Genomic DNA, 24156 nt, shown 5'->3' on the forward strand with positions numbered 1-24156 from the left:
CTTTTATTGTATGAATAAAATTTCAAATTCTTTATCACTGATAAATCAGATTCTTTCTGTGTATATGTAAAAAAATAGGATAGAAAAATCTTATGTCTGGGCTTCAGGAAGAATATTTACAGCATCAAACAAAAATTGAGCAGCTAAAACTTTCAATTCAATATATACGCTGGTATTTAGTTAGCTTAATACTGCTATGTCTCATTTCATACGCTATTTTTTCTTATTATTTTTCATCTTCAATAACAATATTTAACTGGTCTATGGGCCTGACTATTGCATCTCTTACCTGCCTATTATTTGTTCCAAATATTTTAACGCACTATCGTACTATTAATTTTATTAAAAAAGCTGATCTTATCTTACAAAGTATTTGTTTTATTTCAGGAGTTTTATTAGGGGCAACCGTTACGGTTATTCATTTTTATCTTCCTCAAGAGCTAGTTACCCTACCAGATACTCATATTTTAATTGCTTTGTTTATCACTTCTGCCCATATCATTGGACTGACTTTTTTAACGCAACAACCTCGATACTTTTATCTCTTATTTATTCCCAGTACATTACCCCTATTAATCGCTCAATTTACACACACCCCCATTACTCAGCTGCCTTTTTATTTCGCCTATAACATTGCTTTTGTAGCTACCATACTTTGTGCATACGCCACTCAACGTAACTATCAAAAAATTTCTCAACTATTATTCAGAAATAAACAGCTCATTCAAATTTCAGAACAACATACCCAGTGGGCTGAAGAATTATGTGTACAACTTCAACAAGAAGTGAATAAATCTAAAGATATTGAAGCCCAGCTCCAATTTAATAACCATTTACTAGAACAAAAGGTACGTGAACGTACATACGATCTCACAAAAATGAATGAGCAACTCGAAAGCCACCACTACAATTTAGCTTTTGCAAATGAAACGGCAGGCATTCGACCTTGGGACTGGGATATTGAAAATCAAAAATTAGAAATTACGTTTTTTGATCAACAAAAGCAGACACAAACGACTGTTATTCATCTAAATACTATTTTAGACCGCGTACATCCCAGTGATAAAAAACTGTTTAACGAGCGTTTAAAGCAACATCTGGAAGGAATTACAGATCATTTTAATATTAATTTCAGGATTTTACGTCGAGATGGTTCATGGCGATGGATTCATGATGTAGGTCGTGTCATTACCAGAGACCCCAAAACACAAAAAGCGCTCCGTATGGTTGGGATGACCCGAGATATACATCAAGAGAAAAAAGACCAAGAACACTTAAGACTATCAGCAATTGTGCTTGAACAAGCAGCAGAAGGCATATTCATTTTAGATGAACACCTAAACTATATTGATATTAACCCTTACTACGAAAAATTAACCGGATTTTCTAAATCAGAACTTCTAAATAAAGAATTATTTAGCATTGCGATTAATCAAAAAGAATTACAACAACAATTTCACACCTCAATTACCCAACAGCTCCTAGAGACTGGAGAATATATGGGTCAATTCGATGAAAAATTTAGTTCTGGCAAAAGCGTCTATTTGTGGTTACACATCAATGTCGTCAAAGATGAGTTCCATCAAATTACAAATTATATTGGATTTGCACGTGACCTCACTGAGCAAAAACGTCAGGAACAACACCTATCCTATTTAAAAAATTACGATAGTCTCACCCACTTACCTAATCGCCTTTACTATTACAATCAATTACATCAATATCTTGTAAATCCTTCATATAACATTAAAAATCTAGCATTGATACGAGTAAATATTGACCGTTTTCGCGCGTTTAATGAATTTTTAAATAATGATAGTGGTGATGAACTTCTTAAACAGTTCGCACAACGATTACGCCTAATTAATATTAATGCAATTTTGGTTGCCTATTTAAATAGTGACGATTTTGCAATTATTTATGAAATTTCTCCAATTCATCCAAATATTGAGCAATATTGCCAAAACATCCTGCAAGCGCTCAACGCACCTTTTTATATTGATAATCACGAATATTTTATTACAGCATCTATCGGTGTGGCATGCTTTCCTGAGCATGGCCGACAAATTGACCATCTTAATAACCATGCAGAACAAGCACTTTCAGAAGCAAAGCGCTTAGGGGGCAACACCATTTCCTACTATTGCAATAAAGCAGAGCATCCATATAAAACTGCTGATTTAGAACAAGAGTTACGTAAAGCCATTCAGAATGATGAATTTGTCATTTATTACCAACCCAAAATTAATCTACTAGATCAATCTATTATAGGTTTTGAAGCATTAATTCGTTGGCAACATCCTGAAAAAGGATTAGTCATGCCAAATATGTTTATACCTTTTGCTGAGCGTAGTAGCCTGATTTCAGATATTGGTAAAGTCGTTTTAGATAAAGTTGGAAAACAATTACAAGAATGGAAAAACGCGGGCTACACAAATGTTCAAGTCTCTGTAAATATTGTCGCTCAGCAAATACATCGTGGCTTATTACTTAATGATCTAGATGAAGTTTTGCAAAAATATAATATACAGGGTTCGGACCTTGAACTTGAAATTACTGAGTCGGCTTTATTAGACAATACGGATAACGTCAAAACGCTATTACATGCGATAAAACAACGAGATATTTCAATTGCTTTAGATGACTTCGGTACAGGTTACTCCTCTTTGGCTTACCTGACAGAGTATCCAATTGATGTACTAAAAATTGACCGTGCTTTCATTTCTAAAATTGGTGATCACAAACAAGAAGCTATTGTAAATGCCATGATTGCAATGGGTAAAAGTATGGGCCTTAAATTGGTTGCCGAAGGTGTAGAAACAGAAGAGCAAGTTGCCTATCTGCAAAAACAGCAATGTGATTTTTTACAAGGCTATTTCTTTAGCCGCCCTATCCCAGCTGAGCAGATTCTTCCTTATCTACAAACAGATTCGCATATTTATTAATTGTTCCAACTCTCTATTTTTACATATGCTGCTTTTTCCAAAAATGAGCGTTTTTGACTGTGAGAAATAAAGAAGTAGTGTTATATTCTTTAGCATTTAGCTCACTACAGGGCTATTGGCAATTCGTCTACTATTCTCTTAATTGGTAAAAATTAAAGCATAGTAAAAGAACTGAGTTGCCTTCTCCCTGAATGAGTGATTTGACTAGTTTGCTTTTTTGTATCAAATAGAGACTCAGATGGACGATCAATCTTTAAAACAGGCCGCTTTAAATTACCATGAATATCCAAACCCAGGGAAAATCAGCGTTACCCCAAGTAAGCAACTTGTCAACCAACGAGATTTGGCTTTAGCCTACTCACCCGGAGTTGCTGCGCCATGTTTAGAGATTGAACGTGATCCTTCAACTGCTGCTAAATATACAGCTCGCGGAAACTTGGTTGCTGTAGTAACTAACGGTACTGCTGTTCTTGGTTTAGGTAATATTGGCCCATTGGCTTCTAAACCTGTAATGGAAGGTAAAGGCGTTCTCTTCAAAAAGTTTGCTGGTGTAGATGTATTTGACATCGAAATTGCAGAAAACGATCCAGATAAAATTGTAGATATCGTTGCCTCTCTTGAGCCAACTTTCGGTGGTATCAACCTCGAAGATATTAAAGCGCCTGAATGTTTCTATATTGAAAAGAAACTTCGTGAACGCATGAAAATTCCTGTATTCCATGACGATCAACATGGTACAAGTATTATTGTAGGTTCAGCTTTGCTTAATGCATTGCAACTTGTAAATAAAAAAATTGATGAAATCAAAATCGTAGCTTCAGGTGCAGGTGCAGCAGCACTTTCATGTTTAGACTTGCTTTGCGCGCTTGGTGCTAAAAAAGAAAATATCATTGTTGCCGATTCTCGTGGTCTATTAACCACTTCACGTGAAGGCTTAGATGAATCTAAAAAACGTTATGTTCAAGATATTTCAGCATCTCAGCTTCATGAAGTAATGGCTGGCGCTGATATGTTCTTGGGTCTTTCTGCTGCTGGTATTCTCACCAAAGAAATGGTGAAACAGATGGCTGAGAACCCTATTATTTTTGCTTTGGCAAACCCAGACCCAGAAATTTTACCTGAACATGCACATGAAGTACGTTCTGACGTCATTATGGCAACTGGCCGTTCTGATTATCCAAACCAAGTAAACAACGCGTTATGTTTCCCATACATTTTCCGTGGTGCACTTGACGTTGGTGCGACTACGATTAATGAAGACATGAAAATTGCATGTGTACATGCAATTGCGCGTATGGCTCACGTTGAAGCTGATGCAGCAACATATGGTGAAAAATCTGCTTCATTTGGCCGCGACTATTTAATTCCACGCCCACTTGATCAACGTTTAATTTTAGAAATTGCACCAGCAGTTGCTAAAGCTGCAATGGACTCAGGTGTAGCAACTCGTCCTATCGAAGATTTCGCTGTATATCGTCAAAAATTGTCTGAGTTTGTATATAACTCTGCATTCTTGATGAAACCAATTTTTGCTCAAGCAAAAGCTGATCCAAAGCGTATTGCATATGCGGAAGGTGAAGACGAGCGCGTATTACGTGCAGTACAAATTGCTGTTGATGAAGATTTAGCTAAACCAATTTTAGTAGGTCGTACTGCTGTAATTGAAGCAAATATCAAAAAATTAGGCTTACGTTTACAACATGGCGTAAATATTGAGATCGTAGATCAAGAACAAAACCCGATGTATGAAGAGTTTTGGAAAGATTACTATCAAACAATGCAACGCAAAGGCATCACAGTTGAATATGCTCAACGTGAAGCTCGCCGCCGTTCAACGTTAATTGCATCTCTACTGGTTAAATTCGGTAAAGCAGACGGTATGTTATGTGGTACTTACAGTAGCTATAACATTCACCTTGACTTTGTACGCAATGTTATCGGTCTTAAAGAAGGCATGAACAACTTCTTCACATTAAATGCATTAATGCTTGAAGATCGTAACTTGTTTATTGCAGATACCTATGTAAACACTAATCCGACTGCTGAACAACTTGCTGAAATGACTATTTTGGCAGCTGAAGAAGTACGTCGCTTTGGTATTACTCCACGCGTAGCACTTCTTTCTCATTCAAGCTTTGGTAGTGACCAAACTGATTCAAGTGCTCAAAAAATGCGTGAAGTTTATCGTATTTTATCTGAGCAAGCTCCTGAGCTTGAAGTTGAAGGTGAAATGCATGGTGATGCAGCATTAGACGAAAGCATTCGTCAATTTGCATTCCCTGGTTCACGTTTTAAAGGTTCTGCAAACTTGCTCATTATGCCAAACCTAGATGCAGCAAATATTTCATTTAACTTGTTGAAAGCGACTTCTGGTAACAACGTTACTATTGGTCCAATTTTGCTTGGCGCAGCAAAACCTGTTCATATTTTGACACCGACAGCAACGACTCGTCGTCTTATCAATATGACAGCTTTAACTGTTGCAGAAATTCAACAACAAGAAAAGTAATTTAGAAAGAGCTTTTTACGAAAAGCCTGTCTAATGACTTGAGAAAACCTCTATTCTGTAGCATGATTGCTTGAAGAATAGAGGTTTTTTCATGCAAGTGTATTTAGTAGGCGGTGCCGTCCGAGATTCTCTACTTGGGCATCCCTATCAAGAAAAAGATTATGTTGTGGTCGGAGCAACACCTGAACATATGCTCGCCCAAGGTTTTCAACCTGTAGGCAAAGATTTTCCTGTGTTTCTTCATCCTGAAACGAAAGAAGAATATGCACTTGCACGTACTGAGCGAAAATCCGGTAAGGGCTATCACGGTTTTCAGTTTTTTACTGATACCACAGTAAGTTTAGAAGAAGATTTAATTCGCCGTGATTTAACCATCAATGCCATAGCAATGGATCAAGATGGCAAATTATATGACCCTTATGGCGGTCAGAGTGATTTAGAAAATAAAACCTTACGACATGTTTCAGAAGCTTTTGCTGAAGATCCTTTACGTGTTTTACGTGTCGCACGCTTTGCAGCTCGATATTCTGCATATGGTTTTCATATTGCACCTGAAACCTTACAACTCATGCAAACGATGGCTGAATCAGGTGAACTTGATGCATTAACGCCAGAACGTGTATGGAAAGAAACTTCGCGTGCGCTTTTAGAAGATCATGCAGATATTTATTTTCAGACATTACGAGATTGCGGTGCGTTAAAACATCTTTTCCCTGAAATTGACGCATTGTTTGGTGTGCCACAACGCCCTGAATATCATCCTGAAGTAGACTGCGGCATACATACTCTCATGTCTTTGCAACAAGCGTGTAAGTCAAACTACTCGCTTGATGTTCGATTTGCTGTTTTAGTACATGATTTGGGTAAAGCATTAACGCCAGTTAACGAACTTCCTCGCCATATCATGCATGAAGAGCGTGGCGTGAAACCAGTTACCGAACTATGCGAACGTTTAAAAGTTCCGACACAAACTCGACAGTTAGCATTATCGGTGTGTAAAGAGCATTTAAAATGTCATCAGATTATGTCTTTAAAACCAGGAACGGTATGGCGTCTATTACAACGCCTTGATGTGCTACGTCGTCCTGAGAGAGTTGAAGCTTTTGTACAGGCATGTGAGTGTGATGCTAGAGGAAGACTAGGTCTAGAAGATCGCCCCTATCCTCAAGCTCAATATATGTTAGATGCAATGCAAGTGGTTCGCTCTATTAAAGTTCAGGATTTACCAGACAACATTAAGGGTGCTGAAATTGGCGAAATGTTAATTCAATATCGCATTGATGCTTTAACTGAGTTCAAACATCAACATCAGACACCGACACATTCTTAATTTAAGCTAATAAAAAAAGCCTCATTACGAGGCTTTTTCGTTTTACTGTTTAGGTAACGGTATATATTGAGATTGACTATTTTGGTTTTTTCTTTCGCCAACTGTTACCACAAAGTTTTCTTGTTTCCCAGCTCGCTCAACCACTACATTAATTTCGCTATTAGGCGCTTGTAATGCAACGTAATTAATCAAATGAGATGCCGAAGTGATTGGTTCATTATTTACTTGAACAATCTTATCTCCAACTTTTATACCTGCTGAAGCCGCTGGACCACTTTTTAATACATCAGCAACAACTACACCAATTTGTTGTTTTGGTGCCAATACATCGTCTTGTGTAGGCGGTACTAAACTAATGCCTAACCATCCACGAACTACTCGGCCATCTTTCAAAATCGAGTTTAATACTTGTTGGCAAATTTTAGCTGGAATTGCGAAGCCAATACCTAAAGAACCACCTGACTGAGAGAAAATAGCAGTGTTTACCCCAATTAAGTTACCAGCAACATCAATTAATGCACCACCTGAGTTACCTGGATTAATTGCGGCATCGGTTTGAATAAAGTCCTCATAGGTATTAATGCCTAAATCAGAGCGCTCAGTGGCAGAAATAATGCCCTGAGTTACCGTCTGCCCTACGCCAAATGGGTTACCAATTGCCAAGACAACATCACCCACTTCATTGCCGCTGAGCTTAAATGGCAACACAGGTAATTTATCTAAATCGATTTTAATGACAGCTAAATCTGTATCTGGATCCGTTCCAACAATCGTTGCTTCTGCACGGCGGCCGTCACGTAATGCCACTACAATTTGATCAGCTTGAGCAATCACATGATTATTGGTAAGAATATAACCATCAGCACGTACAATAACCCCAGACCCTAAACTATTTTCATTTTGCTGTTGTTGTTCAGGAACCTGATTTCCAAAAAATTCGCGGAATACGGGATCGCTTAACAATGGATGATTTTGTTTAACTTTCTGGGTCGTAAAAATATTAACAACTGCCGGCGCTGCAACTTTTACCGCAGCACTATAAGACACCACCCCGCCCGTTCGTGAAGTATCAACCAATGGCTCAACTTTCTCAGCAGGCATTTGTACCCCATCAACTGCAACAGTTGGTTTTGGTTGATGGTATTTTTGCCATGCAATAAAACTGGCAATTACAATAATAAGTAACACCCAAGGTAACCATGTAAAGGTGCGGCGCACGTTTATATCCTCTACGAAAAGAAGTTTTTAATTAAATTAATATATTGAACAAAAAGAGTTTTCAGTTAAGCATTTTAAATTAAATATGTCGATATACACAAAAAACTCAAAAAAGATTTGTCTAGCTTTAGTTACACAACAAAATATGTTTCTATAGCTTTAGCAATTATTTACTACTCAATTCAGGAAATATCATGGCGAATTTGCATGAAATTATTCAGTGGTGCGACCAAACCTTAAAAGCAGCAGAATTTAAAGATTACGCACCAAATGGCCTGCAAATTGAAGGTTCAACTGAAGTAAAACGTATCGTTTGTGCGGTTACTGCTTCCGAAGATGCGATTGATGCAGCAATTGCTCAAAATGCGGATCTATTACTTGTACATCATGGTTATTTTTGGAAAGGCGAACCGTACCCAATTACAGGAATGCGCGGTAACCGCATTAAAAAACTCATTCAAAATAATATTTCATTAGTCGCTTATCATCTGCCGTTAGATGCGCACCCAACTTTGGGCAACAATGTAGCCATTGCAGAGAAATTAAATTTACAGAATTTAGAACCACTTGATTTAACCGAGAAACATCCAATTGGTAATATTGGATATTTAGAGCAAGCACTTTCTGTGGACGAATTTAAAGCAAAACTACAAAACAGTTTTGATTTTAAGGTGATTCATTTACCAGCTGGAAAACAAAGCATTCAAAAAGTAGGTTTTTGTACAGGCGGCGCTCAAGATTTTATTGCTAAAGCAGCTATGCAAAATTGTGATGCTTATATTTCAGGCGAAGTCAGTGAACGAACCTTCTATGAAGCAAAAGAATTAGGTGTTCACTATTTTGCTTGTGGTCATCATGCAACTGAACGTTATGGAGTTCAGCGATTGGCACAAGCAATTTCACAGCAGTTCGCTATTGAAAGTGAATATTTTGAATTGAATAATCCGATTTAATTAAGTCTTTTTTTCAATCTGTATTATGCGTATTAATTAGATCTTTATTGTGTATAGTTCTTTAAAACGATGCCCTATTGTGAACAGAATCATTTACAATAGAGCCACTTAATATTGTATAACCCAGCAAATGCAAGGAATAGGAACATGACAACCATTACTTTACCTGCACTTCCATATGGCTATGATGATTTAGCGCCACATATCAGTAAAGAAACTTTAGAATACCATCACGATAAACACCACAATACCTACGTTGTTAACTTAAACAACTTAATCAAAGGAACTGACCTTGAAGGTAAAACTTTAGAAGAAATCATCAAAGCAACTGCTGGTGATGCATCTAAAGCTGGTATTTTCAACAACGCTGCTCAAGTTTGGAACCATACATTCTACTGGAATTCGATGAAGCCAAATGGTGGTGGTAAGCCTACTGGTGCAATCGCTGCTAAAATTGAAGAAGCTTTTGGTAGCTACGAAAAATTTGCAGAAGAATTTACTGCTGCTGCAACAACTCAATTCGGTTCAGGTTGGGCTTGGTTAGTTGCTGACGAAGTAAATGGCAAATTATCTATTACTAAAACTTCTAATGCAGACACTCCACTTGCACATGGTCAAATCGCTGTATTAACAATTGACGTATGGGAACATGCTTACTACATCGATTTCCGTAATTTACGTCCTAAATACATCGCAACTTTCTTAGAAAGCCTAGTGAACTGGGACTATGCAAATGCAAAACTTGCAGGCCAACCAGCGGGCGTAGAGAAATAATTTTATTTCTTTCTAAAAAACCACCCTTTTTGGGTGGTTTTTTAATTTTTAGTGCCGTAAAAGCATATTAATCAAGCAAACGATTCATTTTCTTTAATATTCTTATTGACGCTTTTAGATTTCATCCATAAAATGCGCATCAGATTCTCCAATAGCTCAGTCGGTAGAGCGACGGACTGTTAATCCGCAGGTCCCTGGTTCGAGCCCAGGTTGGAGAGCCATCTACTAATCTCCCATAGCTCAGTCGGTAGAGCGACGGACTGTTAATCCGCAGGTCCCTGGTTCGAGCCCAGGTGGGAGAGCCAAGATTCTAAAAGCCCGCATCTATTGCGGGCTTTTTCTTATCCAATCATTTAATAATTTTCTATTATTTTTAATAAAATCAATGTTTCGAATATTTTTAAACCAAACGATTAGATATTCTCACTAATTCTGTTATTAAGACTTGACCCAGCCCCCTTTCCTCCCTAAAATCCTTTTCCAGATTCTCCAATAGCTCAGTCGGTAGAGCGACGGACTGTTAATCCGCAGGTCCCTGGTTCGAGCCCAGGTTGGAGAGCCAAGATTCTTAAAAACCCACTCATCATGAGTGGGTTTTTATTTGTATGATGCCTTCACATGTTCGAATCGAGTCACTTATTTTTTATTGTTTTAGGTTGTATAAGTACCTGCTTTTTTCTTGTTGTTTGTTTACGTCCTTATTTATTTCCAAAACAAAAATTCTTTGCTCGTCCTGTCATTACGAACTTTGAAACTCAAATGTTTATTCGTTTAAAACAAAGTTTTCCAAGTCATCATGTTTTAGCACAAGTGGCTTTTAGTGCTTTGATTACCAGCAATGACTATAAAATTCGTAGTCAGTTCAACCGTAAAGTTACTGACTTCGTTGTGCTTAACGACAAGATGGAAGTAATTGCCATTATTGAGTTAGATGATCCTACCCATCTTGAAAAAGCAGAAGAAGACCGTATTCGCGATCAAATGCTCACAGAAGCAGGTTATATAGTAAAACGTTATACAAACATCCCAAGTGTACGTCAGCTACAAAAGGATATTCATTAAAAGCACTGCTATTATTTCTTTTCAGAACTTGCTGCTTCTTTTTCAGCTATTCTTTTTTCCATCTCTAAACGTTGCTGTTCATATTGCTTTTTAGTCTTAGCATCACTTTTTGCAGCCAAGAAAAGTATTCCAATAATTAAAAAAGGAATAAGTAAACCTAATCCCATTAATAACCAAGGAACAGATTTTTTTTCAACAGGTTGCTGGCTCATAAATGCTTTAAACTCAAATAGTATCAATTTCAGACCACGTAACAATATAACAAAAAGAGCCGCTATAAAGTGGCTCTTTTTTTAAAGCTAATTTTTTAATTAGATAATTAAATCTTAGAATTTACCGGTACAGTGAGGACTTTGGCTAGCATCCTTCTGAGCATCTGTTAGTACAATACCCGTACCAGCTGACATATTGGCTTGAATAAAATCTACAGCATTCGCATTTTGACATATGATTGCTTGTGTATGGGTCGCATTAGGTACAATGGTTAGCTTATAGCCTTTATCATAGGCTGCTTGAGGGAAAAATTTCAAAGCATTCGCTTTCATATTCGTGAATAAGCCTTGTGTTACCACAGGCAACACAGCTTGATCTTTTTCACCTTGAATAATAAATACAGGCGTTTTAATGATTTTCTCGACTGTAGCATTCGTCGCAGGTTGGGTTGCTGTCAAAAAGTTTTGAACAACTTGATCTGTCTTGAATTTATTCAGATCAATACCGTACTGTGCAATTTGATGAGTAGGATCAGCCAAGAAAGTTAAAATTCCTGCTTTAAATTTCTCTTGCAAGCCATTTGCACTATCAGGTGTAGGATAACTTAAACAAGCCCCATCATCACCTGTACGTCCATAAGCCAATTCTGCAACGTCAGCCGCTCCTGATGTAAAGATTGACTTCATATCATAATTTGGTTGCTGTGCTTTAATTCCTGCACTTGCGAATGCTGCATATGCTAATAATTCGGCATAACCATCTGCAATTTGGTCAATCATCACCTGACCTTCAGCTTCTGTAATCAACTTATTGGCCACTGCATAACGAACTTGTAGTAAGTTCTCATCCAATTTATTTACTTGTTTAGGTTTTCCATTTGCATCAAGATTAAATTGAGGATCAATATAAATTTGAATAATTGTTCCTAAGCTTGAAGCTGGTGCACCAGCTACAGCTCCTTTATAACTTGCATCCGTATTGGCAAATTCGGCCGTACCTAAAGATGCATGTCCACCTTGTGACTGACCAATCGACATCCAATCACCTTTTAACTGGGCACCATAATGCTCTTTTACTGCTTTTACTGCCGCAAGCGCTGATTTTGCTTCGCTAGATAAGTTTAAGTACGGATGTACTCCTGGGGTACCTAAACCCTCATAATCTGGCGCCACAATCACATAACCAGCCGCCAATAAAGTCTCAGCTAGGATTTTAAATCGTGGATTAATTGTATTCTTACTTGGCGCACAACCATCACCCACCCCAACAGTTCCATGCTCCCACACGACCACGCGATAACCATCTTTCGGTTGTGTGGCTTTGGGGAACAATACCATTGCTGTGGCAGTTGCTGTTTTTCCTTGAACATTTGCCATGTTATAAGTCATTACTTTAATCGTTGAAGCATTATCAACTTGATCTATAGCGTAATTACTTTCAGACAGATAGGTTTTATCAGGGTTTACGCCAACATAGTCATCATCATTGTCATTACATGCTGCAAGAAATAATGTTGAAACCGATAATGTTATAGCTAAAGCAATTTTTGACCGTTTCATAGAATATCCTTTTTTATGTATTATTTATTCCGCATATTTTTTATGCACGAATATTAAGACATAAAAAAAGTGCTCTGCATAGAACACTTTTCAACCTTGCGGTCATTTTTACTATATGAAATTTAAAAATATTCCTAGAAAAATGATTAATCCAACCCAGCGATTGTGACGGAATGCCCAAAAACATACTTGAGGGTTGCGGTCTTTGGTTTTAATTGTTTGATATATAAAATCGAATGCAACAACAATTAAAGCAATGATCGCCCATGGAAATAAGATATTTTCTAAATACAGTGCAGCCCCAATCAAAACAAGGCTAGTTGCCTGTAAGAGTGCAATAATCTGAATGTCATATCGACCAAAAAGAATAGCAGTAGATTTGACGCCAATCTTTAAATCATATTCACGGTCTGTAATTGCATATTGAGTGTCATAAGCCACTGTCCAAGCCAGATTACCAAAATAAAGTAGCCAGCAAGTCAAATCTGGAGTTTTACCTACCGCAGTAAAAGCCATTGGAATTGACCATGAAAATGCCGCACCCAAAAAGACCTGTGGTAAGTTGGTATAGCGCTTCATAAATGGATAAATGAACGCTAAGAATAATGCCCCAAATGACCAGTAAAAGGTTTCAATGGGTAAAAAGAACAATAAACATGCGCTTGCTAAAACGAGTACTAAGAACACATATACTGCTTCTCTTGCACGAATAATTCCAGTTGCGAGCGGACGCGTTTTAGTACGTTCAACATGAGCATCTACTTTACGATCAGCAAAGTCATTAATCGCACACCCCGCAGCACGCATAAAAATCACGCCTAAAATCATGACAAATAAAATACCTAAATCAGGTATTCCTTTTGATGCAATCCAAAGCGCCCACATGGTTGGCCAGAACACCAGTTCAGTACCAATTGGCTTATCAAATCGACATAGATAATAATAAGCCTCTAAGCGCTGACGCCATGTTGTGCTTGTTGCAGTCGTCATAGTAATTCCTTGTCGTGCTGCTGATTTAAAAAAGCTTCAAAAGCCGGTAAGAATGTTTCTTGAACAATAAATTTACACCCATGCCAAGTATAGCAACTTTGTCTTGTCCAACCTTCTGGCAAACGAATGACACGACGGTCACAAAGTGGTGTTGTTCTTTGAAATAGAAAAAAGCCAATTGGCTTAGAACCAATGTGCTGAAATATACGCGCTTTTTTTTGTAAACTTTGAATTGGAAAAATACTTTTTGCTTTCACCCATGGCTCTGCTTCACAGCCATATAAATAGGTTTCCCTTACCCACGAAGTGTGAGCATGAGACATCTTCATCCACTGACTATCTGCAAAAGTTAAACGCTGAAAATGTTCTTGAAAAGGCTTTACACTAAACTGGCCACCGCCAAGTTCAGTCAATTGTTGGGTCAGTGAACCAGACGCATACAACCATGTTTTCAATTCAGGATTTAAAGTCTTTTCCTGTTTAAGTACTGGTTGTCGTTTACGCATAATCTGCTCACATGAAAACTCGCACCTAGTTTACCCCAAATTTTTGATAAAAAACGTAGAGAATTCAATCAACATTCCAAGCAATAAAAAAGCCTGCATAAGCAGGCTTTTTTACGAAATACGTATTACAAGCTGTAGTACATATCGAATTCAACTGGGTGAGTAGTCGTGTTAAGACGACGTACATCTTCAGTTTTAAGTTCGATGTATGCATCAAGCATTTCTTTAGTGAACACGCCGCCTTTTAACAAGAATTCGTGATCTGCTTGAAGTGCTTCAAGAGCCATATCTAAGCTATGAGCAACTGTTGGGATTTTTGCTTCTTCTTCTGGAGGAAGATCGTACAAGTTCTTATCAGCAGCTTCGCCCGGATGGATCTTGTTTTGGATACCGTCGATACCAGCCATTAACAATGCAGCGAAACCTAAGTACGGGTTCATCATTGGGTCTGGGAAACGAGCTTCGATACGCTTACCTTTAGGGCTAGAAACGTATGGAATACGGATAGACGCAGAACGGTTACGTGCTGAGTAAGCAAGCATGATTGGCGCTTCGAAGTGAGGAACCAAACGCTTGTATGAGTTTGTAGATGGGTTTGTGATTGCATTCAATGCACGAGCGTGCTTGATAACACCACCGATGAAGTACAATGCCATTTCTGAAAGGCCTGCATATTCATCACCAGCAAACAAGTTCTTGCCATCTTTAGAGATAGACATGTGAACGTGCATACCAGAACCGTTATCACCTACCATTGGTTTAGGCATAAAGGTTGCAGTTTTTGCATATTGGTGAGCAACGTTCCAAACAGCATATTTGAACTGTTGAACTTCGTCAGCTTTACGTACAAGTGTATTGAAGCTCACACCAATTTCTAACTGGCAAGAAGCAACTTCGTGGTGATGTACTTCTACACGACCTGGGCCCATGATGTCTTCGATTTTTGCACACATTTCTGCACGCATATCTTGTGAAGAATCTACTGGAGGAACTGGGAAGTAACCGCCTTTAACACGTGGACGGTGACCAGAGTTACCAGACTCGTAATCTTTACCAGTAGACCAAGCAGCTTCTTCAGCGATTAATGTATGACGAGCGCCAGACATATCGATGTCCCACTTCACTTCGTCAAATACAAAGAATTCTGGTTCTGGACCAAAGAATGCAGTATCACCGATACCTGTAGATTTTAAGTATTCTTCTGCACGGCGAGCAATCGAACGTGGGTCACGCTCATAACCTTGACCAGTTGAAGGTTCAATAACGTCACAAGTCACAACTACAGTTGGTTCAGCAAAGAACGGGTCGATGAAACCAGTTTCTGCATCTGGACGTAAAATCATGTCAGATGCTTCAATGCCTTTCCAACCAGCGATTGAAGAACCATCAAACATTTTACCGTCTTCAAAAGTATCTTCATCAATAGAATCAGCTGGGTAAGTTACGTGCTGTTCTTTACCCTTAGTATCAGTAAAGCGAAAATCGACCCATTTTGCGCCACTTTCTTGTATGAGTTGAAGGACCTTGTTCGCCATGCTCATTTTGCTCCAATGAAATTTTGTTGCACTTGTTAAGTGCGTGTTAATTGCTGGTATTTATATAGCAATTCTCATACCAACTTTATAAGACTTACCTAAAACATTGAATTGCTTATAACTATCCATGATTTAGGCCCCTTGTCTTGAACCCATTATACTGTTTGCATAGTTAAATGCACCATATTCAGACATTTTCAAATTATGGCATACAAGAATAGCTCGCAATCGCCCTAATTTAGTGCAAAATTGTTGCGCCAATATGAATCACCGCATCAATATCTAACAGTCCTTCATGATCATAATACTTTCTCATATAGAAAGCTGACTTTCTTATTACAAAGAATGAAAATAATAAACGATGACTTATACAACTTTAATTTTTAACTGAGCCTTCTATATCTATCCATGCCTTTGCCAAAAGCTCTAACGCAAATATCACTTCAAAGAATAGTTCTCAAAAATTTAAAAAAGTCAGCAATCGAATCATCCCCTTACCTCAATAACAACTAAAGTTTTATAAAATTCATTTTCTTTGGCTTATCAAGTTCTCTGCCGGGAAGTAAGTTTTGATCAGCTTTGGTGCAGTAAGAAACTAAAGGGATTTTTTACCATTTGTTATATACCTTTTTTATACATGACCAACTTGCTTTTCAATTTAAAAAAATCTAAAAAATAAAACATAACTTTTTTTTATAACTAAACAAACTAAAAGTTTGGCTTATTAAACTACAAATATGTTCAAAGGATTTGAAATGAAGCATGAACTCGAACAATCTGACACAGCTTTTTTCGGCCATCCAAAACCCTTAAAAACTTTATTTTTTACAGAACTGTGGGAACGCTTTTCTTACTATGGAATTCGACCCTTACTCGTTCTTTATATGGTTGCGATGGTCAATGATGGTGGTTTAGGTCTTGACCGTCCTACCGCCGCCGCAATTGTTGGATTATTTGCAGGCTCTATGTATTTAATGACCGTTTTAGGTGGTTGGATTGCCGATAACTGGTTAGGTCAAGCACGATCTGTCTGGTATGGCTCTCTCATTATTGCATTAGGTCATTTATCAATTGCGCTTACCCCCATCTTTGATCAGTTCTTTTTTTATTTCGGTTTAGTCCTTATTGTTCTTGGCTCAGGTTTATTTAAAACCTGTATTTCAGTGATTGTCGGAACATTATATAAAGCTCAGGATAGTAGACGAGATGCCGGCTTCTCCATTTTTTATATGGGAATTAATATAGGTTCCTTTATTGCTCCCCTTCTTACAGGTCTATTTGCACGTGATCATAACTGGCACTTAGGTTTTGGAATCGGCGGCCTTGGAATGTTGATTGCATTACTCATTTTCCGAGCATTAGCCATTCCTCAATTACAGTCCTTCAATCAATTGCGTCAGCAAACTGACAATTGGAATAAACCAATTGTTGAAAATAAAAATGCGCCAAAAATTGCTTTCTCCTTTTTGCTATCTGTTGCAGTTGTTATTGCTCTTACCTTCTTTGGTGTCATTCACATCAATCCAGTCGCTGTAGCAACCTACTTAACCGTAGGAATCGGCGTTGGTATTATTGCTTACTTTGCATATTTACTATTTTTCCTGAATTTAGAGCAGCATGATAAATTCAAAATTATTATTTGCTTTGTTTTATTAGCAGCATCTGCCTTATTTTGGTCAGCTTTTGAACAAAAGCCCACAACTTTTACTTTATTTGCGCAAGATTACACAGACCGTATTGTTTTCGGATTTGAGATTCCAACTGTATGGTTTGAATCAATCAATGCTCTGTTTATTATTGTTTTTGCTCCAGTTGCAGCTTGGCTTTGGGCTAGACTAGGTAAGGCAAATAAAGACCCAAGTTATATCAGCAAATTTATTATTGCGCTTTTACTGGCAGCAGGTGGTTTCTTATTGATGTCACTTGCAAGCAGTTTTGCTATTGCGGGTGGATTAGTTTCACCATTTTGGTTAGTAGGTACTTTATTTCTACTTACTATCGGAGAACTTTGCTTAAGCCCGATTGGTCTATCTACCATGACTAAACTTGCACCTGATGTTATCCGTAGTCAAATTATGGGCCTATGGTTTACAGGTTCAGCTTTGGGTAATCTTATCGCTGGCTTAATTGGCGGGCACGTATCGGCAGATGGTATTAATCATTTACCTACCCTATTTATGCGATGTGTTTTAGCGTTAGTGATTGGCGCAATCGTGTTATTTTTATTAAAGAAACCTATTAATAGATTAATGAACAAAAGTACCAGTAAAGTTCAACCTGAGTTGGAAACTATATGAGCGTTTTAACTGTTCCAGAAAAACTTGAGAAACTTCGTGAACTCATGCGCAATCAGCATGTTGATGCTTTGATTGTGATGAGTGCCGATCCGCATATGTCAGAATATTTACCAGACTACTGGAAAGCAAGGCAGTGGTTAAGTGGTTTTAGTGGTTCGGTTGGTACGCTCGTCGTGACCAAAAACTTTGCAGGACTCTGGGCTGATGGCCGCTATTGGGTACAAGCCGAGCAACAACTTATTGGAACTGGCTTTGATCTTCAAAAATTAACAAGTGAAGAATCTTCAACACATCTCGCTTGGATTGAAAAGAATCTACAACCAGAATCAGTCCTTGTGGTAAATGGACATACCTTATCAATTCAACAATTTAAGGCACTCGAACATACTGCACGAGTTAATAATTATAAACTCGAAACCCAGCAAGATTTAGTCGGAGAGATTTGGTTAAACCGCCCAGAACTTCCATCAAAGAAAATCCATCTCATGCCTGAAGGGTTAAATGCCCTATCTCGTAAAGAAAAAATCCAGGCTATTCGTGAGACATTAGTTAGCAAGAATATTGCGGGTCATTTCATTTCATCTTTAGACGATATTGCCTGGGTCTTAAATGCACGTGGGCAAGATGTAGAATATAACCCTGTGTTTCTTTCACATTTATATGTCAGTGCAAAACAAACTGTTCTTTTTATTGATGCTGAAAAAGTTGATGTAAGCATTCAACAAGCTTTGGCAACCGATGGTATTGAAATTCGTAACTACCAAGATACAGCTAAGTTTTTATCGAATATCTCTGATGCTTCAGTACTTTTAGATCCAGCCAAAGTCTCGATTTTTCATGAACAAGCAATCGCAAAAGATATTCGGGTTGTATATGACATCAACCCGAGTACGCTTTTTAAATCGCGTAAACATGAAAGCGAAATTGCTCATATCCGTCATGCAATGGTTAAAGACGGAGTCGCGCTTTGCCACTTTTTCCACTGGTTAGAAAAAACGCTTCATCAAGGTGAAAGTATTTCAGAACTCACTATTGATGAAAAGATTACAGCTTTCCGTGCTCAGCAAGATGGATTTATAGGGCCAAGTTTTTCAACGATTGCTGGCTTTAACGCTAATGGTGCTCTACCCCACTACCGTGCAACTGAAGAGCACTATTCATTTATCGAAGGCGATGGTCTATTGCTGATTGACTCAGGTGGTCAATATGTAGATGGAACAACCGATATTACTCGTGTTGTTCCTGTAGGCACGCCAACAGGGCAACAAAAACGTGACTACACCTTGGTTTTAAAATGTCACATTGCTTTGGCAAAAACGATTTATCCAGAAGGTTTAGCAGCTCCTCTACTCGATTCAATTTGTCGTAATACTTTATGGCAACATGGTTTAGATTATCGACATGGAACAGGCCACGGCGTAGGCTTTGCGCTTAACGTACATGAAGGTCCACAAGTGCTTTCTTATTATGCGCCTATACATGCTTATAGTAAGTTGCGTGAAGGAATGATTATTTCTAACGAGCCGGGCTTATACCATGAGGGACAATATGGTATTCGTATTGAAAATCTAGTTGCAAACCAGCTCCACTCTGGGTTTGAAAAAACTTACGGTGAATTCTTGGAGTTTGAAACGCTGACCCTTTGCCCGATTCATTTAGACTGTATCGTAGTTGATATGCTAACTAATGAAGAGAAAGACTGGCTAAATCATTACCATCAAACAGTCCAAGAAAGACTTGCTGAACATTTGTCTGGAGAAGTTTTAGACTGGCTGATTTACAACACTAGAGCGATTTAATCTTCTTTTTTAACTCAGGCAGAATAATTTTCTATTTCCAATGAAAAGCTTATTCTGCCCGAGTTGTAGTTATTTATCATCTCAAAAAGTTTCACTTCTCAAAGTCGTTTTTTCTGCAAATTTCTAACGAATGAAATAGTTAAACTGGTTACTTCTTTTTTTGTTATATTAGCCGCTTAGAAAGCGGCTTTTTATTTGATCAAATAAAGGTACTTTTTAAAAAGTGAGCAATATTGTGAGTAAATCTCTAGTCACTTATTAAATATATATTAACTATCATGAGGTTAAGTTCATCATGCTTCTAATGATCGACAATTACGACTCTTTTACCTACAACATCGTCCAGTACTTTGGCGAGTTGGATCAGGAAGTAAAAGTTGTTCGCAATGATCAAGTCACATTAGAGGATATTGAACGATGGCAACCTAAATATCTGGTTATTGGTCCTGGCCCATGCTCTCCAAGTGAAGCAGGTATTTCAATTCCGGCAATTAACCACTTTGCCGGAAAAATTCCTTTGCTTGGCGTGTGTTTAGGGCATCAAAGTATTGGGCAAGCTTTTGGCGGAAACATTGTAAGAGCCAAAACGGTGATGCACGGACGTTTATCTGATATGTACCATAGCAATAAAGGTATTTTCAGTAATCTCCCTAGCCCATTCTCAGCAACCCGTTATCACTCATTGGTCATTGATCAGCAAACACTGCCTGATTGCCTTGAAGTAACGTGCTGGACCAATGAAGCAGATGGCTCAATGGAAGAAATCATGGGTGTTAAACATAAGACATTGCCTGTTGAAGGTGTGCAGTTCCATCCAGAATCAATCTTGAGCCAACATGGTCATCAAATCTTTAAAAACTTTTTAGATATTTATGCATAAGTGATATTTATGAACATTCAACAAGCACTTAACCATATTACAAAAAATATTCACCTGACTCAGCCGCAAATGGAAGACATTATGCGCAGCATCATGCAAGGTGAGGCAACCGAAGCACAAATTGGTGCTTTGATGATGGGCCTTCGCATGAAAGGTGAAAGTATTGACGAAATTACTGCTGCCGCACGTGTTATGCGTGAATTTGCCATCAAGATTGATGTCAGTGATATCAAATATTTAGTTGATATTGTCGGCACGGGTGGCGATGGTCAAAACTTATTTAATGTCTCTACTGCTTCAAGCTTTGTGATTGCGGCGGCAGGTGCAACCATTGCCAAACATGGTAACCGTGGCGTTTCAAGCAAATCAGGTTCATCTGACTTACTTGAGCAAGCAGGTATTAATCTTGATTTAGACATGCAACAAACTGAACGCTGCATCCGTGAGATGGGTGTAGGGTTTTTATTTGCTCCAAACCACCACAAAGCAATGAAATATGCTGTTGGACCACGTCGAGAGCTTGGTGTTCGTAGCATCTTTAATTTACTTGGCCCGCTTACGAATCCGGCTGGTGTAAAACGCTTTGTGATTGGCGTGTTTTCAGATGAACTTTGCCGTCCGATTGCCGAGGTTATGAAGCAACTGGGTGCAGAGCATGTCATGGTGGTTCATTCAAAAGATGGACTTGATGAAATTAGCCTTGCTGCTCCTACTGCTATTGCTGAACTTAAAGACGGCGAAATTACCGAATGGACGCTTAATCCAGAAGATGTCGGGATTGAATCACAAACCTTAAATGGTTTAGTGGTAGCTGATGCCGCAGCAAGCTTAAAGCTGATTAAAGATGCATTAGGTAAAAATAAATCTGACATTGGTGAAAAAGCAGCAAATATGATTGCGCTTAATGCAGGTGCAGGTATTTATGTCTCAGGCATTACCAAAACCTATGCTCAAGCTGTTTCATTCGCTCAAGATATTATCTATGGCGGACAAGCATTAGAGAAAATGAGTGTTTTGGCGGAATTTACCAAAACATTAAAACAATGTCAGGCAGATTAAGGACTTCTCATGATTAATATTCAAAATACCATTTTAGGTAAAATTGTTGACCGTAAACATGAGGAACTTGCTGCACGTTTAAAACAACGTAATTTGCAAGATGTTGAAGAACTAGCAAAAGCTGCGACTCCGGTACGAGGCTTTGCAAAAGCTTTACAGCACAAACGCCCTGCCGTAATTGCTGAAATTAAAAAAGCGTCTCCGTCAAAAGGCATTATTCGTGCAGATTTTAATCCTGCTGAAATTGCCGAGCAGTACGAACAAGCTGGAGCAGCATGTTTATCCGTTTTAACTGATGTTGATTTTTTTCAGGGTGCGGATGAAAATATTGCCATTGCACGAAGCCACTGTGCTTTACCTGCTTTGCGTAAAGACTTTCTGATTGATCCATATAATGTAGTTGAAGCACGTGCATTACATGCTGACTGTATTTTATTGATTGTTGCATCTTTGTCAGATCAACAACTTGAAGAAATGTCTAAAACTGCTTTTGAACATCAGCTTGATGTATTGGTTGAAGTTCACGACGAAGAAGAACTGGAACGTGCTTTAAAGTTGTCTGAGCAATGTGTATTAGGTGTGAATAACCGTAATTTAAAAACCTTTGATGTAGATTTAAATACCTCAATTCGTTTGAAAAATTTGCTTCCATCATCACGTTTACTTGTGACTGAAAGTGGTATTGCCACTCCAGATGATGTTCGTATGATGCAAGAAAATGATATTCACACCTTCTTGGTTGGCGAAAGTTTTATGAAACAACCAAGACCAGATCAAGCCTTTACAGCCCTTTTTGGACAACCCCAAACGGTTTAATAGAAGATATATGAGTAATAAAGATTCATCGCTTTCTAAAGAGCAACAAAAGTTACTGAAGCAATTTAAAAAGCAAATCTCCAATCCTCATTCAAGCAAAATCGCAAGTCAGTCTGAGGCCCCAAAACCTCAGGCTGAGTCTGAAGAATTGGAAGATGCAAACCTGTTTCAAAGTGCTCTAGCAGGTGTTAAGCCCATCAACAATAATAATATTGCTGATGTAAGAACGCCTCGCACAAAAAAAATTGATGCTCAAACACTCGCTAAACGTGCAGCCGCCGAAGGTGGTCGTGAAACTGAACATGCCGAGTTATCAGACACTCAAGCCGCTCTAAATCCTGTAGCAAGTCAAGCAACGCTAAGCTATCGCATTGCCACACTTCAGCATAAAGTTTTCGAAGACTTAAAAGCTGGAAGAATGCGCTGGTTTGAAGCTGTAGATTTACATGGCTGTACGATTGAGCAAGCACGTGACGCGGTTTTACAAGTTATCCAAATGGCAAAAGATGAAAATCAAAATGTTGTCAAGATTGTACATGGTAAAGGCCCTGAAGCTGTTTTAAAAACCTATGTCAACGGATGGCTACGTCAGCACCGCGATGTTTTAGCTTTTGTAAGTGCACCTGAAAATCAAGGCGGCACAGGTGCCGTTCTCGTACTGCTTAAACGTGCAGAAAAAAATCCAAAGTTCGAACAAAAGAAATGATCCCAAAAGATCATTTCTTCACATCAAACACCTGTAATAATTGAGCAACCACTGCAACGGCAATCGTTGCAGGTTGTTTCGATGAAATCCCTTCTATCCCGATCGGGCAAACTAAACATTGTAATGCTTCTGGTGCATAACCGCGCGTCAGCATACGTTTCTCAAAAATAGCCCTTTTACTTTTTGAGCCAATCATCCCAACATAAGCAAATGGCTTGGGCGCAGGTTTTAAAGCTGCAAAGCACAGTTGCAGATCTAGTTGATGATCATGGGTTAAAATTAAAATTGCACCCGAACGATCAAAATGTTCAATTTCGGCGTCTAATGCATCAGTCGTTAAACATTGCACCTGCTCTAATAAGTCTAATGGGAAAATATCATCACGCGGATCAATCCATTTCACACTAACACCAATAGGCAATAAACAACGGACAATTGCTTCACCCACATGCCCCGCGCCACAAATCAGCACTTGCATGGCATAAGGTTGAATCTGCTGGTCAAATTGCCATTGGTCACTGCTGGCAGGCTGAACCTCGAAACATGGTTGCTGTTCCTTGTTCATATCCACAATCTGCCAAATGGATGCGTGTTGACGTGAGACTGTACGCCATATACGCTGTCCGGCTCGCCATGCTTGCAAACAATGGGATAAATCTGAGGTAATTACAGCGGGTGATATTTTTTCAAACAATAACCACATTACTCCGCCACAACACTGTCCCAACCGAGCACTGAGGTTAAATCGCTCAACACGCCTCACACAAGCTTCCGTTTCTCTTAACATTGCTTTCGCAATATCAATAGCCTGAAACTCTAGATGCCCGCCCCCAATCGTATCCGACTGCTGCCATTGTTGTTGCAAATTAAGCCGCAATAACATTGTTGCACCAACTTCTCGTGGTGTTGAACCATCAGCGCGTACCACTGTTACCAATACCGTAGGCACAGCATCGGCTTGCCACGCCACAAAATCAGTCCACCATTGTAAATATTGCATAATCT

General features: G+C 38.6%; 19 protein-coding genes and 3 tRNA genes. 15 read left to right on the top strand and 7 right to left on the bottom strand.

Features of this window, described 5'->3' with window-relative positions:
• Positions 1 to 92: 92 nt before the first annotated feature.
• From ACS125_RS17130 to ACS125_RS17140, 3 genes are all read left to right on the top strand, one after another.
• Positions 93 to 2945: a putative bifunctional diguanylate cyclase/phosphodiesterase gene (locus tag ACS125_RS17130; RefSeq protein ID WP_443273520.1), complete on the top strand. Its 2853-nt coding sequence runs from the start codon at positions 93 to 95 to the stop codon at positions 2943 to 2945.
• 238 nt (positions 2946 to 3183) lie between these two features.
• A complete protein-coding gene (locus tag ACS125_RS17135) occupies positions 3184 to 5454 on the top strand; it encodes an NADP-dependent malic enzyme (protein WP_111854390.1) in 2271 nt (756 codons plus the stop codon).
• 91 nt (positions 5455 to 5545) lie between these two features.
• Positions 5546 to 6784 carry a multifunctional CCA addition/repair protein gene (locus ACS125_RS17140; RefSeq protein ID WP_443273523.1) on the top strand — a complete coding sequence of 413 codons (1239 nt, stop codon included), beginning with the start codon at positions 5546 to 5548 and terminating at the stop codon, positions 6782 to 6784.
• Between the two features lie 42 nt (positions 6785 to 6826).
• Here the strand turns inward: ACS125_RS17140 and ACS125_RS17145 are convergent, their stop codons facing one another.
• Positions 6827 to 8002: a S1C family serine protease gene (locus ACS125_RS17145; protein ID WP_013197197.1), complete on the bottom strand. Its 1176-nt coding sequence runs from the start codon at positions 8000 to 8002 to the stop codon at positions 6827 to 6829.
• Between the two features lie 194 nt (positions 8003 to 8196).
• Between ACS125_RS17145 and ACS125_RS17150 the strand changes: the two genes are divergently transcribed.
• From ACS125_RS17150 to ACS125_RS17175, 6 genes are all read left to right on the top strand, one after another.
• Entirely contained in the window at positions 8197 to 8955 is a 759-nt protein-coding gene (locus tag ACS125_RS17150; protein WP_151827038.1) for a Nif3-like dinuclear metal center hexameric protein, read from the top strand.
• 147 nt (positions 8956 to 9102) lie between these two features.
• On the top strand, positions 9103 to 9729 hold the full coding sequence (locus ACS125_RS17155; RefSeq protein WP_263030843.1) for a superoxide dismutase: 627 nt from the start codon (positions 9103 to 9105) through the stop codon (positions 9727 to 9729).
• Between the two features lie 145 nt (positions 9730 to 9874).
• Positions 9875 to 9950 (top strand) — tRNA-Asn (locus ACS125_RS17160).
• An 8-nt stretch (positions 9951 to 9958) separates the two neighbouring features.
• A tRNA-Asn gene (locus ACS125_RS17165) sits at positions 9959 to 10034 on the top strand.
• A gap of 181 nt (positions 10035 to 10215) precedes the next feature.
• Positions 10216 to 10291, top strand: a tRNA-Asn gene (locus tag ACS125_RS17170).
• 56 nt (positions 10292 to 10347) lie between these two features.
• Positions 10348 to 10791: a DUF2726 domain-containing protein gene (locus tag ACS125_RS17175; protein ID WP_443273526.1), complete on the top strand. Its 444-nt coding sequence runs from the start codon at positions 10348 to 10350 to the stop codon at positions 10789 to 10791.
• Positions 10792 to 10802: 11 nt separating this feature from the next.
• On the opposite strand, the gene ACS125_RS17180 is transcribed toward ACS125_RS17175, so the two are convergent.
• The 5 genes from ACS125_RS17180 to glnA all read right to left on the bottom strand — a co-directional run bounded on the left by ACS125_RS17180 (position 10803) and on the right by glnA (position 15600).
• Positions 10803 to 11003 carry a hypothetical protein gene (locus tag ACS125_RS17180; RefSeq protein WP_151766924.1) on the bottom strand — a complete coding sequence of 67 codons (201 nt, stop codon included), beginning with the start codon at positions 11001 to 11003 and terminating at the stop codon, positions 10803 to 10805.
• Between the two features lie 114 nt (positions 11004 to 11117).
• Complete coding sequence (locus ACS125_RS17185) at positions 11118 to 12563, bottom strand: lipase family protein (RefSeq protein WP_443273528.1); 1446 nt, start codon at positions 12561 to 12563, stop codon at positions 11118 to 11120.
• 111 nt (positions 12564 to 12674) lie between these two features.
• Positions 12675 to 13553: a 4-hydroxybenzoate octaprenyltransferase gene (gene ubiA / locus ACS125_RS17190; protein ID WP_004790963.1), complete on the bottom strand. Its 879-nt coding sequence runs from the start codon at positions 13551 to 13553 to the stop codon at positions 12675 to 12677.
• A complete protein-coding gene (locus ACS125_RS17195) occupies positions 13550 to 14059 on the bottom strand; it encodes a chorismate--pyruvate lyase family protein (RefSeq protein ID WP_004790961.1) in 510 nt (169 codons plus the stop codon). Before ACS125_RS17195 ends, ubiA begins: the two co-directional genes overlap by 4 nt.
• 125 nt (positions 14060 to 14184) lie before the next feature.
• Positions 14185 to 15600: a type I glutamate--ammonia ligase gene (glnA, locus tag ACS125_RS17200; protein ID WP_171056845.1), complete on the bottom strand. Its 1416-nt coding sequence runs from the start codon at positions 15598 to 15600 to the stop codon at positions 14185 to 14187.
• Between the two features lie 731 nt (positions 15601 to 16331).
• Between glnA and ACS125_RS17205 the strand changes: the two genes are divergently transcribed.
• The 6 genes from ACS125_RS17205 to ACS125_RS17230 all read left to right on the top strand — a co-directional run bounded on the left by ACS125_RS17205 (position 16332) and on the right by ACS125_RS17230 (position 23151).
• Complete coding sequence (locus ACS125_RS17205) at positions 16332 to 17891, top strand: peptide MFS transporter (RefSeq protein WP_174765678.1); 1560 nt, start codon at positions 16332 to 16334, stop codon at positions 17889 to 17891.
• Positions 17888 to 19690, top strand: a complete 1803-nt coding sequence (locus ACS125_RS17210; protein WP_443273532.1) for an aminopeptidase P family protein — start codon at positions 17888 to 17890, stop codon at positions 19688 to 19690. The genes ACS125_RS17205 and ACS125_RS17210 overlap by 4 nt, the downstream gene beginning before the upstream one ends.
• A gap of 295 nt (positions 19691 to 19985) precedes the next feature.
• Positions 19986 to 20570, top strand: a complete 585-nt coding sequence (locus ACS125_RS17215) for an anthranilate synthase component II (RefSeq protein WP_003650566.1) — start codon at positions 19986 to 19988, stop codon at positions 20568 to 20570.
• A 9-nt stretch (positions 20571 to 20579) separates the two neighbouring features.
• Positions 20580 to 21629 carry an anthranilate phosphoribosyltransferase gene (trpD, locus tag ACS125_RS17220; RefSeq protein ID WP_443273535.1) on the top strand — a complete coding sequence of 350 codons (1050 nt, stop codon included), beginning with the start codon at positions 20580 to 20582 and terminating at the stop codon, positions 21627 to 21629.
• Positions 21630 to 21638: 9 nt separating this feature from the next.
• Positions 21639 to 22445, top strand: a complete 807-nt coding sequence (trpC, locus tag ACS125_RS17225; protein ID WP_017387943.1) for an indole-3-glycerol phosphate synthase TrpC — start codon at positions 21639 to 21641, stop codon at positions 22443 to 22445.
• Positions 22446 to 22455: 10 nt separating this feature from the next.
• Complete coding sequence (locus ACS125_RS17230) at positions 22456 to 23151, top strand: Smr/MutS family protein (protein WP_443273537.1); 696 nt, start codon at positions 22456 to 22458, stop codon at positions 23149 to 23151.
• 10 nt (positions 23152 to 23161) lie between these two features.
• Here ACS125_RS17230 and xdhC read toward each other — a convergent pair whose 3' ends face one another.
• Positions 23162 to 24151 (bottom strand): xanthine dehydrogenase accessory protein XdhC, encoded by a 990-nt coding sequence (gene xdhC, locus ACS125_RS17235; RefSeq protein ID WP_443273539.1) that lies wholly within the window; start codon positions 24149 to 24151, stop codon positions 23162 to 23164.
• Positions 24152 to 24156 lie beyond the last annotated feature (5 nt).

The sequence above is a fragment of the Acinetobacter sp. PFS20 genome, from assembly GCF_052261015.1.
In the GTDB taxonomy this organism is placed as follows: Bacteria; Pseudomonadota; Gammaproteobacteria; order Pseudomonadales; family Moraxellaceae; genus Acinetobacter.